8 protein-coding genes are annotated in these 12,245 nt (G+C 48.2%); 4 read left to right on the plus strand and 4 right to left on the minus strand.

Translation table 11 applies throughout. The features are described 5' to 3' along the window. Nucleotides 1–40: 40 nt before the first annotated feature. From BF9343_RS07400 to BF9343_RS07415, 4 genes are read left to right on the plus strand one after another with little or no spacing between them, the layout of a single operon-like run. On the plus strand, nt 41–1,288 hold the full coding sequence (locus BF9343_RS07400) for an efflux RND transporter periplasmic adaptor subunit (RefSeq protein WP_008659313.1): 1,248 nt from the start codon (nt 41–43) through the stop codon (nt 1,286–1,288). Between the two features lie 12 nt (nt 1,289–1,300). Then, nucleotides 1,301–3,706: an ABC transporter permease gene (locus tag BF9343_RS07405; RefSeq protein ID WP_005800665.1), complete on the plus strand. Its 2,406-nt coding sequence runs from the start codon at nt 1,301–1,303 to the stop codon at nt 3,704–3,706. A 21-nt stretch (nt 3,707–3,727) separates the two neighbouring features. Beyond that, nucleotides 3,728–4,444: an ABC transporter ATP-binding protein gene (locus BF9343_RS07410; protein WP_005795152.1), complete on the plus strand. Its 717-nt coding sequence runs from the start codon at nt 3,728–3,730 to the stop codon at nt 4,442–4,444. Continuing rightward, nucleotides 4,441–6,861 (plus strand): ABC transporter permease, encoded by a 2,421-nt coding sequence (locus BF9343_RS07415; protein ID WP_010992597.1) that lies wholly within the window; start codon nt 4,441–4,443, stop codon nt 6,859–6,861. Before BF9343_RS07410 ends, BF9343_RS07415 begins: the two co-directional genes overlap by 4 nt. A gap of 171 nt (nt 6,862–7,032) precedes the next feature. On the opposite strand, the gene BF9343_RS07420 is transcribed toward BF9343_RS07415, so the two are convergent. From BF9343_RS07420 to BF9343_RS07435, 4 genes are all read right to left on the minus strand, one after another. Beyond that, the gene (locus BF9343_RS07420) at nt 7,033–8,388 is read right to left on the minus strand and encodes an NAD(P)/FAD-dependent oxidoreductase (RefSeq protein WP_010992598.1); all 1,356 of its coding nucleotides are present in this window, start codon (nt 8,386–8,388) and stop codon (nt 7,033–7,035) included. A 411-nt stretch (nt 8,389–8,799) separates the two neighbouring features. Then, nucleotides 8,800–9,441, minus strand: coding sequence for a dethiobiotin synthase (bioD, locus tag BF9343_RS07425; RefSeq protein WP_005786421.1), 642 nt, complete (start codon nt 9,439–9,441; stop codon nt 8,800–8,802). 34 nt (nt 9,442–9,475) lie between these two features. After that, the gene (gene bioC, locus BF9343_RS07430) at nt 9,476–10,951 is read right to left on the minus strand and encodes a malonyl-ACP O-methyltransferase BioC (RefSeq protein WP_010992600.1); all 1,476 of its coding nucleotides are present in this window, start codon (nt 10,949–10,951) and stop codon (nt 9,476–9,478) included. Nucleotides 10,952–10,958: 7 nt separating this feature from the next. Continuing rightward, a complete protein-coding gene (locus tag BF9343_RS07435) occupies nt 10,959–12,152 on the minus strand; it encodes an 8-amino-7-oxononanoate synthase (RefSeq protein ID WP_010992601.1) in 1,194 nt (397 codons plus the stop codon). Nucleotides 12,153–12,245: the final 93 nt, after the last annotated feature.

A 12,245-nucleotide genomic window follows, 5' to 3' on the forward strand; every position in this document is an offset into this window, starting at 1 on the left:
TATAAACAAACGTGAATTATATATAAAGCAATAATTATCTATGGATACAATGATCGAACGCAAGCCCGGAATGAAGCGGAAGCATTATTATGCCGTCGCCGGAGCCGTGGTATTGGTGGGACTTGTTTTTTACTTTATTTTCAGAGACACTTCCTCTTCTATGAATGTGGAAAAAGACCGGCTGACCATTGCTACAGTTACCCGGGGAGAGTTCAGTGATTACATCCGGGTTATCGGACAAGTGATGCCCAACCGCATCATTTATATGGATGCGATAGAAGGAGGCCGTGTGGAAGAGCGCCTGAAAGAAGAAGGAGCCATCGTCAAGGCAGGCGATGTGATTCTTCGTCTCAGCAATCCGCTCCTGAACATCGGAATCATGCAGAGCGAAGCCGATCTGGCCTATCAGGAGAACGAGTTGCGCAATACCCGCATCAGCATGGAGCAGGAACATCTGCGGCTGAAACAGGAACGCATCGGCCTGAATAAGGAACTGGCAGTGAAACAACGGCGTTACGAGCAATACAGCCGCCTTATCAAAGAGCAGCTGATAGCGGAAGAGGAGTTTCGGCTGGCTGCCGAAGAGTACGAAGCGGCAAGGGCACAACTGGAAGTCATTGACGAACGCATCCGTCAGGACAATTTTTTCAGGGAGAGTCAGGTTCATAGTCTCGATGAAAACATCCGTAATATGAAGCGCAGCCTCGCCCTGGTACGCGAGCGGGTGGAAAACCTGAAGGTAAAAGCTCCCATCGATGGACAGGTGGGCAATCTCGATGCCCAGATCGGCCAGTCCATTGCTGCCGGCGAGCATATCGGACAGATCATTACACCCGATCTGAAAGTGCAGGCACAGATCGATGAGCATTATGTGGAACGGGTGGTTCCCGGACTTCCGGCGGATTTCACCCGTGACGGAGGCAACTATAAACTTGAAGTGACCAAACCCTATCCGGAAGTAAAAGAGGGACAATTCCGTACCGACCTTCAGTTTACTGCCGGACGTCCCGAAAACATCCGTGCCGGGCAGACGTATCACATCAATCTTCAGTTGGGAGATCCTGCCCAGGCCATTCTTGTACCTCGTGGAGGATTCTTTCAAATAACCGGGGGCCGCTGGATGTATGTTGTTGACGAAAGTGGTAAATTTGCCACGCGCCGTCCCATCCGGATCGGACGGCAGAATCCGCAATATTATGAAGTGACTGAGGGATTGAAACCGGGCGACCGGGTGATTGTATCCGGATATGAATTGTTTGGGGATAACGAGAAACTTATATTGAAATAAGAACCGAATACTATGAACTACATTTCGCAAGTGATACGAAGCCAGCGGGTTAAAAAGTCTCTGACGCTGATAAACATAACAGGGTTGTCGGTCTGCATTGCAGCGGCACTTCTTATTATGCTTTATGTCTGGTCGGAGTTAAGTTATGATTCATTTCATGATACCGACCGTGTGTATCGTGTTGAAAGCAGACTGTATGAGGGCGAGATGCTGACGGATAATTGGGCGACTACGGCTTATGGGCATGCTCCTGCCATGAACAGGGAAATAGCGGGAATTGAGAAGTACGTCCGTGTTACGGCTCAGGATCGCGAGCAGGTGGTGAATTACTTCGACAGGAGATTTGCCGAGGAACATTACTGCTATACCGAGCCTGCCTTTTTCGAAATATTCAACTTCCCTATAGTTAAAGGAGAAAAGACCGGGCAACTGGTACGCCCTAATACGGTGGTACTGACTGAAAGCGCTGCAAGCCGCTATTTTGGTGAAGAAGACCCGATAGGCAAGATACTGACCTTCAGTACCTCTTCATCACAGCAAAACTTTGAAGTAACGGGCATTATTGCCGATATGCCTGTCCGTTCGCACCTGCATTACGATTTCCTGCTTTCCTACAATACGATTCCCAAGGAACGGCAGGACATCTGGTACATTCACGGTGTATATACTTACGTCCGCCTGATGCCCGGAAAGACTCCGGGAGAAATTGAACAGGCTTTCCGTGACATATCCGACAAGTACAAGACTGATGCACTGAAACATAAAACCTGGGCTGTAGAACTGATCTCGTTGAAAGATATTCACCTTACTCCGCAAAAAGCATACGAGAAAGAGGTGAAAGGAAGCCGGACGGCGGTTCTTATTTTGTTCGTAATGTCCGCCATTCTGCTGCTGATAGGTTGGGCAAATGCCTTGAACCTGACCGTAGCCCGCTTTTTGGAGCGTGGACGGGAGTTCGGACTCCGTAAAGCTTTTGGTGCTTCGCGCCGTCAGATTATTATTCAGGGACTTCTTGAGTCCGGTTTCATGAACTTGCTGGCTACGTTGATAGCTTTCGGCTGGCTGGAACTCCTCTTACCCCTTGTCTATCGCTGGGCAGGGCAAAACTTCGGGACAGACATACTTATGCAACCCGCTTTTTGGGGGATTGTAGCCGGAGTGGTTATCATCGGTACGTTGGTTGTAGGGCTTTATCCTTCCTGGCTGATGGTCACTATCCGTCCGTCGGAGATTATGCGCGGTAAACTGTTGCACGGAAAGAGAGGCAACCGGATCAGAAAGGCGTTGATTGTTGTTCAGTTCCTGGCTTCTTTTGTTCTGATTGCAGGTACGTTTACTGTGTTTCAACAGGTCCGTTACATGCAGCGTGAGGCCGAATCGGATCTGAATACCCGCATTCTGGTCATTAAATATCCTTCGTTCACCGAGGGACTGTCGCTGCGCATGGAGAGTTTCACCAAACGTTTGAAGCAACGGGCGGATGTAAGTCACGTGACAGTTTCGGGAGCTGTTCCCGGTGTGGAAGTTGCCAACTATTTTACCAATCGGCCGTATGGAAGCGATCCCTCACAAGTAAAATTGATACAGATGTTTTCTGTAGACTACGACTATTTGTCTGCCTATATGCCTCGTATGATTTGCGGACGAAGTTTTTCCGAAGATTATGGTGGCGATCTTAACCGGGTGGTGCTTAACGAAGAAGCTGTCAGGCTGTTGGGCTACGAATCGGCAGAAGCGGCGTTGGGGCAACAACTTAAAATGGAAGTGGTTAGTGACCCGCTTGAGATAATAGGAGTGGTGGAGAACTACCACCAGCAATCGCTTGCCGTGGCTTACAAGCCTATCATTTTCTTTTTGAAAGAGCGTGTTCCTTTTATTGCAACGCCTTATATTTCTGTCTGTCTGAAAGGAAAGGGGGATGCCGGCGTCTTGACGGAAATTGAACAGATGTATCGTGAATACTTCCCGACTTCTTTATTTTCTTATTTCTTTTTGAATGATTTTAATGAATTCCTATACAAATCCGATCGTAATTTTGGCTGGATATTTGCCAGCGCCTCATTGCTTGCCGTATTTGTTGCTTGCCTTGGATTGTGGATTGTAACCCTGTTTTCCACCTTGTCACGTTTGAAGGAGGTGGGTATCCGCAAAGTGCTCGGCGCAAATAAAACCAGCCTGTTCTTTGTCCTGACCAAAGAACTGTTGTTGCTTACCGTATTGGCATCTGCAATCGGTATTCCTGTATCGGCAGTGCTGATGAATGCTTGGCTGGAAACGTACGCTTTCCACATTTCGCTGTCCTGGTGGATATATGCAGCCACTTTTGTACTGCTGATGCTGATAGCCTTTCTCACTGTGCTCCAACAGGTATGGCGTACCATCCGCCAGAAACCTATGCGCATTTTAAAATATGAATAACTAATATAATATATAACGATTATGATTAAAACAGAAAAACTGTCTATGCTCTTCACCACCGAGGAGGTGCAGACCAAAGCGTTGAATGAAGTGACTATGCAAGTGGAGCGGGGAGAATTTGTAGCTATCATGGGCCCTTCCGGGTGTGGCAAGTCTACTCTGCTGAATATCCTGGGTACACTCGATTCACCCACTTCCGGCTCTTACTTCTTCGAAGGCAAACAGGTGGATAAGATGAACGAGAACCAACTGACGGCTCTGCGTAAGGGAAATCTGGGATTTATTTTCCAGAGTTTCAACCTGATTGACGAACTGACCGTATACGAGAATGTGGAGCTTCCTCTGGTATATCTGGGCATGAAACCTGCCATACGGAAAGAAAAGGTGAAACAGGTACTTGAGAAAGTAAATTTGTTGCACCGTGCCAATCATTTTCCGCAACAGCTTTCCGGTGGACAACAACAGCGCGTCGCCATAGCCCGTGCCGTGGTGACGGACTGTAAATTGTTGCTTGCCGATGAACCGACCGGAAACCTCGACTCGGTAAACGGTGTGGAAGTGATGGAGCTACTACGGGAACTGAACCGTCAGGGGACTACCATCATCATCGTTACTCACTCGCAGCGTGATGCGACTTATGCCCACCGGATTATCCGCCTGCTCGATGGGAAGATCGTAGCCGAGAATATCAACCGTCCGCTGGACGAAACTTCCGGGACTAATACAGAGAGCGTATGATAGGGAATTATTGGAATAGTGCCTATCGTAACCTGATGAAACGGAAAGGATTCAGTTTCATCAATGTTTTCGGATTGGCAGTCGGCATGGCATCTGCCTTGCTGATATTGACTTATGTCACTTTTGAGTTCAGTTTCGACAAGATGCACGAGAAGTACGAACGCATTTTCCGTGTGGAAAGCACTTTCTATGAAGGCGAAGTACAGACCGACTATTGGGCCAGCAGTTCGTTTGGTTATGGTTCGGCCATGAAAGAGAATCTGGCCGGAATTGAAGACTATACGCGGGTGGTTTCCTTGTATCAGCCCGAGCAGATAGTGAAGTACGGTGAACTGACTTTGCGCGAAAACCAGATAGCTTATGCCGATCCCGGTTTCTTCCGCCTGTTCGATTTCGAGCTGGTGAAAGGAGATAAGGCCACTTGCCTTTCCATGCCCCGCCAGGTGGTCATCACCGAACGTATTGCCCGGAAGTATTTTCAGGACGAAGACCCCATCGGAAAGATACTTATCTTTACGGGACCGTATGACAAGGTGGTTTGCGAAGTGACAGGGGTGATGAAAGAGATGCCTTCCAATTCGCATATCCATTATAATTTCCTGATTTCCTATAAGTCACTCGGGCAATATCTGCATGACTATTGGTACAAGCACGAGGTTTATACTTATGTGCTGCTCGATTCGCCCGAAAGGAAGGAAGAGATAGAAAAGGCGTTTCCGGCAATGTCGGAGAAGTATAAGACGGACGAGGCGCTGAAAAATAAAATATGGGGTGTGTCACTGACACCGCTTGCCGATATTCATCTTAAACCGCAAGTTGGTTACGAGGCCGAAATCAAGGGAAACCGTACGGCCATGATCGCCCTGATCTTTGCTGCAATTGCCATTTTGGCTATTGCCTGGATCAATTATATCAACCTGACTGTGGCCCGCTCGATGGAACGTGCCAAGGAGGTAGGAGTGCGCCGGGTAATAGGAGCTTTCCGCAAGCAGCTTGTATCTCAATTCTTGTTTGAGGCCTTGGTCATGAACCTGGTTGCATTGGTACTGGCAGTGGGACTGATCGAGTTGATCTTGCCATACTTCAATCAGTTGGTAAGCCGTACGGTAACTTTCTCCGTTTGGCTGACGGGATACTGGTGGCTTTTGCTTTTAATCGTATTTGTAGGGGGAATTTTCCTCTCCGGTTACTATCCTGCATTGGCGCTTCTCAACCGGAAACCGATTACGTTGCTGAAGGGAAAGTTCCTGAACAGCAAGTCGGGCGAAGGCACTCGCAAAGTATTGGTAGTCGTTCAGTACACGGCATCTATGATTCTGCTCTGCGGCACATTGATTGTGTTTGCGCAGTTGAACTTCATGCGCAATCAGTCGCTGGGAGTGAAGACGGACCAGACTCTGGTTGTCAAATTTCCCGGACGGACCGAAGGCATGAACACGAAACTCGAAGCCATGAAGAAGGCCATTGCCCGCCTGCCTTTGGTAGACAAAGTTACCTTCTCGGGTGCCGTGCCGGGCGAAGAGGTGGCTACCTTCTTGTCTAACAGGCGAAAGAGTGATGCTTTGAAGCAGAATCGCCTTTATGAAATGTTGGTATGCGACCCGGATTATATTGATGCTTATGGACTGCAATTGGTGGCAGGGCGCGGATTCTCCGAAGATTATGGAGACGATGTGAATAAGTTGGTGGTCAACGAGTCTGCTGTCCGTAACCTGGGAATCGCCTCTAACGAAGAGGCTCTCGGCGAGGAGATAGAGGTGGAATGTACCGATGCTTCGATGCAGATTATCGGAGTGGTGAAGGACTACCATCAGCAGGCACTCAACAAGAATTATACCCCGATTATGCTGATCCACAAAGATAAGATCGGTTGGCTGCCGCAACGCTACATCTCCATTGTGATGAAGTCCGGCGACCCGAAGGAATTGGTTTCGCAGGTGGAGGAGATCTGGCATCGCTATTTCGAGGATTCCAGCTATGACTTCTTCTTTCTCGATCAATTCTTCGATCATCAGTATCGTCAGGACGAGGTGTTTGGTGTCATGATCGGTTGTTTCACCGGACTGGCCATCTTCATCTCATGTCTGGGATTGTGGGTATTGGTGATGTTCTCCTGCACTACCCGTACCAAGGAGATGGGTATCCGGAAAGTATTGGGAGCTACCCGTTGGAATCTGTTCTATCAGCTGGGTAAAGGCTTTTTCCAATTGATCCTGATAGCGGTAATCATTGCGTTGCCCGTTGCCTGGTTCAGTATGAATGCCTGGTTGAGTCATTATGCTTTCCGTACCGATCTGAAGATATGGTTCTTTGCAGTTCCGGTAGTGTTGATGCTGTTGATTTCGTTTGTGACGGTAGCCTGCCAGACGGTGAAGATTATCGTAGGCAAACCGGCACGGTCATTGCGGTATGAGTAAGATTCCGGAATAAAATAAGTCGCATTCGGCACAGAGTGCATGAGGGTGCCATAGTTCACCACAGATTATACAGATAAATATTATTGGTTATCAGTAGATTAAAAATCTATCTTGTAAATCCGTGTAATCAGTGGTGAACTATGACATCCTCAGTGCCTTTTGTGGTGAACTTTAGCCGTTGGGTTGTTGCGTCTGGGTTTCTTCTCCCCAATGCGTTTTCGCTTCCAGTTCTTCCCGGTCACGCACCTCTTTCGCCTTCTTTGCATAGACAATCATGCGCAGAGACTGGTCGTAAGTAAAGTAATTCCATACCCAGTTCAGTAGGACGTTTGCTTTGTTGCGTACTCCCAGGATCGAACGTAAATGGACGACCAGCCACATCACCCAAGCCAGCCATCCGGCGGTTTTGAAACTACTGAACTCTGCCACGGCGCGATTGCGCCCTACGGTTGCCATCGATCCCAGGTTCCGGTAATGGAACGGCTGCATCGGCTTGCCTTTCTGTAGTCTTTGCAGGTTCTTGGCAAGCAGTTCGCCTTGTTGGATGGCCACTTGTGCCAGTTGCGGGTGTCCGTTAGGATAGTTCTTGTCCGTAGTCTGAATACATTGGTCCCCGATGGCAAAAATAGTGTCTGTTCCCTGTACACGGTTGAATTCGTCTACTTTGATTCTTCTTCCGCGTCCCAGTAATTCTCCGTCTATATTGCCGAAAGTGATGGCTGCCACGCCGCTCACCCAGATAAACGTACGTGTCGCTATCTCTGTACCGTCTTCCAACATCACTTTATGATCTTTGTAATCCGTCACCCGCTTGTTCAGCAGGATGTTGACTCCCATTTCACGCAGAAACTGTTCGGCATGGCGGGATGAATCTTCGGACATTCCCGCCAGGAGACGATCGCCCGCTTCAATCAGGTAGATGTGCATCAGGCTGCTGGGCATATCCGGATAATCGTTGGGCAGTACGAACTTCTTCATTTCCGAAAGCACTCCGGCTATTTCCACTCCGGTGGCCCCTCCGCCTACAACAACGACATTGAGCAACTCCTGCCGTTCACGTTCCGTACTGCAAGTGATCGACCGTTCAAAGTTTGCCAGTAGGGCATTTCTCAGTCCCATGGCTTCCGAAACGGTTTTCATAGGCATGGCCTCTTCTTCAATGTGCTCGTTGCCGAAGAAGTTGGAGGTGGTGCCGGCTGCCAGTACCAGGTAGTCGTATTCTGCTTTACCGATGGAAGTCTGAATCATCTTTTTCTCGGGGAAGATGGCCCGTACTTCTGCCATACGGAAGTAAAAGTCCTTTCGTTTCTGAAAAATCTTCCGGAACGGGAAAGAGATGGAACTGGGTTCAAGTCCGGCTGAAGCGACTTGATAAATAAGGGGAGGAAACTGGTGATAATTGTTCTTATCGACTAAAACAACCTGGAAACCAGACTTTTTTAGCTTGTTGGCCAATTTAAGACCGCCGAAGCCACCACCTACGATGATGACACGCTTCTTGTCGTTTTTTACAATGTTGAAACTCATACTGAAAACTTCTATTTAACCTGATGTGTCTAAAACCTAATGTCATGGTTATAAACGCTTGTCATAGGTAAAAAGTTCAGCTAAAAGAACGGTTTCAGAAGATGTTTCAAGAGGCTTTTTCACCATAGATTATACAGATTACCGCAGGTAGTTTGTGCTGACAATCGGTCGTTCACTCTTTTAGAGCCTGTTTTAATTTTGCTTGAGATTTGTTTTCAGGGATGTTTTCCGGTTTTTGCAAGGAGCATAGCGGGCTATGTGACGGGTAAAAACGGGGAAATAGACCGAGAAAAAACTCAAAACAGGTCAATAAAATTCCTGTAAATTTATTCAAGGAAAATTTAAACAGGGCACTTAATCTGCGCTAATCTGTATCATCTATAGTGGTTTCTGATGTTCCCTGTAGACTTTTTATAATTCCGGTACCATGCAGAATTTAGTCTCCGGAAAATCTTTCTTCAGATACCGTTGGATGAAGAGTTGTGTATCCTCCTGTATCGTCCGGTCCTCTACCGTCGGGTAGAGGTTGTAGAGAACGGTATCCAGTTTGATCCCCCGGTTTTTAATGGCTTCCAGGCTGAGCAATGTGTGGTTGATACTGCCCAGTTTGCCGGAAGTGACAAACAACAGCGGGTATTCCTTCTGCGCAATATAGTCAATCGTGAGCAATTCGTCGGTAAGCGGCACCATCAGGCCTCCGGCTCCCTCGAGCAGGACAACGTCGTAACGGCGGCTCAACTCTTCTGTAGCACGTTCTATTTTGTCAAAGTCGATGGGACGTCCGTCTATGCGTGAAGCGAGGTGTGGAGAACAGGGGTAAGAGAAGATTTCGGGCATGGTCAGTCCTTCCCGGTCGTCATCAGTGGGGGCGATGCCCATGATGCGGCGGTGCAGGTCGATGTCTTCCGAGTGGCCTGTATTGCCTGTCTGGATAAATTTCTGAGTAATGGTGCGTTGCCCTTTCCGGTTCAGTTCGCGTGCCAGGAATCCTGTGGCATAACTCTTGCCTGCATCTGTATCGATGCCGCTGATAAAATACACATTCTTTTTCATACTTCTTTTGTTTGAGACCCGCAGGTCGTTTTTCTTATCTCTTTTTTGCTATTATATAGATGGGGTGGTAGGTCAGTGAAACAGAACCTTTGCCGGGACTGAACAGACGTTCGTATTCCTGACAGAAGAGGTTCAGTTTGCTCCGGGTCCAGCTTTGGTTACAAGTACCTGTTACTCCGGTCTGCTTCAGATGATAAAGCACCTCCATCGGATTGTTGAAATTCAGTGAGATGACTTCTTCCTCCGTGTGCACAATGTCGTATAGTGCCGAGAGCGAGGCAGTCAGCTCTTCTCTCGAACGGTAGGCGAGTCCCTGTCCGGTCAGTTGGCGAATCTCCTTCATGTTTTCTTTTCCGAAAGTACTGAAGGCAATGTATCCCTGCGCATTCAGGATGTTTTCACATTTCCGGAAAAAAGCATCGGGATGTTCGAACCATTGCAGGACGGAACAGGAAGTGATCAGTTCCGTTCCGTGCGGGAAGTCAAGTGCTTCGGCATCTCCGGGCAAGAAGGAGACCCGCTCGTTCAGGATATCTCTGCAGCTATGGCGCATCTCTTCGCAAAGGTCGTTCAGCAGCAAGTGTTCCGGGCGGAACGAACGGAGTAGCAGACGCGAATAAGTACCCGTCCCGCAGCCGAACTCTACAACACGGCGGAGGGAGTGCGCAGGGAGGTGTTGCTGCAACAAACTGCACATTTTCCGGGCGATTTGTTGTTGTACCCGGGCTTCGTGCGGATAGGTGCCGATTGCTTTCGTGAAGCGTTGGGCGATCAGTAGTTTGGAGGAAGCAGCAGCAGGAGCGAGATTTTCTTTCAATATCTTTTCGTCATAATGTGCTCCGTCATATCGCTGAATTTCATTGCAATATTTTTGCCAGGCCTGTTCCTGGTTCTTCGGTGGGAAGATATGATCGGATTCTCCGATGATTGCCTTATTCCAGACAAAGGTGGATGGGGGCAGTTCGCTGTATTGTCTGCCGATGGCCACCAGTTCTTCTTTCAATTCTTCTACCGGTCGTTGGGGAGCTATTTCCAGGAAAGCCTGAAAGGCACTTCCCGATCCGCACATTCGCCGGCGGAACTTCTGTAGGGTCGCTTCATTGAGATTATTGAGTGTACCTTCAAATATGGCGGGAGGAATTCCCCGCATATCATCGATAGGGAAAGGTGTCCCGTTGATGGCAATGCTTTGCTTGAGGGGGAGGTTGCTGTCCGGTAACACTTGGGAAGCTGCCCATACCCCCATGGACCAGGCAACAACATAGATCCCGTCATACGTGGAGAGCAATGTGCTGTCAAAATCGAGAGAACGGTAATCATAGCAGATTATCAGATCTTTATTTGGGGGGAGATTGTGCATGAAGGGAGTTTCATCCATTCCCCATCCGGCAAAGAAGAGGAGAGCCTCTTTTCGGAGGGGAGGGCATCCGGCGACTTCACATCCGGTTCCTGTCTCAGAGTGAAGGGAGTTTACAGATTTTTGGGGTGGATATAGTCTTTTCAGTTTCATAAGTTTATTACTTTGATGATACAGGCCGTATTGTTGCTATCACTCTTTTCACTTCTTCTTCCGTTACGTCTGCCGTTAATGAAAAACGGATACGGGAAGTTCCTTCCGGTACCGTAGGCGGACGGACAGGCAACGCATAAAATCCTTTGCGTTGCAGCTCTTCTGCCATACGGACGGCGGAAGAACTTTCACCCGCGATCATGGGTACGATTTGGCTGGCCGAGGCAGAAAAGTATCCTTTCTCCTGGAGGCCGGTCCGCAAGTTGCTGCTGATGGCTGCCAGGTGTTCCCTCTTCTCCTGATATTCCGCCAGATGGCGCAGTACAAATGAGGTCCATTGCAGGGTGACAGGCGGGAGTGCAGTGGTGAAGATAAAGGGACGCATTTTATTTATCAGATAGTCCCGTATCACCTGCCTGCACACGATATATGCCCCAGAGGAAGCCAGTGCCTTTCCGAAAGTGCCCACCAAAAAGTCGATATCCGATATGCATCCGTATGCTTCGGCACATCCCAGTCCGCCGGTTCCCCGGACACCGACAGCATGGGCTTCGTCTAAGTAAAGCAATACGTTCGGATACTTGCGTTTCAGTTTGACCAACCGGGGTAAGTCTGCTTCGTCACCATCCATACTGAAAATACTTTCGGTAACGATAATAATCTGTTCATATTCTTTGTGGTAAGTCTCTACTAGTCTTTCCAACTGGCTGTATTCGTTGTGCCGGTAGCGGATACATTTGGCATCTGATAGCCGAATGCCGTCTATTAGGCTGGCATGTATCAACTTGTCGGCCAGAATCAGTGTTTTTGTGTCGCATACGGCAGGTAGGATTCCGGTATTAGCATGATATCCGCAATTGAATACCAGTGCCGCTTCTGTTCCAAATAAGGAAGACAAGGTAGCTTCCAGTTCATCGTATGCGGCAAAATTGCCGGTAAGCAGGCGGGAAGAAGAGGAAGAGAACTTAATTTCTTCCGGCTTCACTGTCTGCCAGAAAGCTTTTAACAGTCCACTGTCGTTAGCCAACCCCAGATAATCATTTGACGAAAGGTTTAGCATCCGTTCTCCCCCGATGATTACCTCTTTGCCCTGATGTACCAGGGTAGGAAGGGTGCGGAAGTTATCTTTCTTTTTAAGGAGTTGCAGCTCGTCAAGGAAACGGGTGAGTTCACCTCTTTCCGTTTCTTGGTTTTTATTCATATTTGTAATGTTTTTGAGTTTGATTCACCACAGAGTAGCACAGAGTTTCACAGAGATTATTTTCTCTTAATATCTTATAAACAAGAGATTGAA

This window comes from Bacteroides fragilis NCTC 9343 (genome assembly GCF_000025985.1).
GTDB lineage: Bacteria > Bacteroidota > Bacteroidia > Bacteroidales > Bacteroidaceae > Bacteroides > Bacteroides fragilis.

Coding starts and splice junctions, on each gene's coding strand:
- BF9343_RS07400 (WP_008659313.1), top strand. CDS start 41: ATGGATACAATGATCGAACGCAAGCCCGGAATGAAGCGGAAGCATTAT.
- BF9343_RS07405 (WP_005800665.1), top strand. CDS start 1,301: ATGAACTACATTTCGCAAGTGATACGAAGCCAGCGGGTTAAAAAGTCT.
- BF9343_RS07410 (WP_005795152.1), top strand. CDS start 3,728: ATGATTAAAACAGAAAAACTGTCTATGCTCTTCACCACCGAGGAGGTG.
- BF9343_RS07415 (WP_010992597.1), top strand. CDS start 4,441: ATGATAGGGAATTATTGGAATAGTGCCTATCGTAACCTGATGAAACGG.
- BF9343_RS07420 (WP_010992598.1), bottom strand. CDS start 8,388: ATGAGTTTCAACATTGTAAAAAACGACAAGAAGCGTGTCATCATCGTA.
- bioD (WP_005786421.1), bottom strand. CDS start 9,441: ATGAAAAAGAATGTGTATTTTATCAGCGGCATCGATACAGATGCAGGC.
- bioC (WP_010992600.1), bottom strand. CDS start 10,951: ATGAAACTGAAAAGACTATATCCACCCCAAAAATCTGTAAACTCCCTT.
- BF9343_RS07435 (WP_010992601.1), bottom strand. CDS start 12,152: ATGAATAAAAACCAAGAAACGGAAAGAGGTGAACTCACCCGTTTCCTT.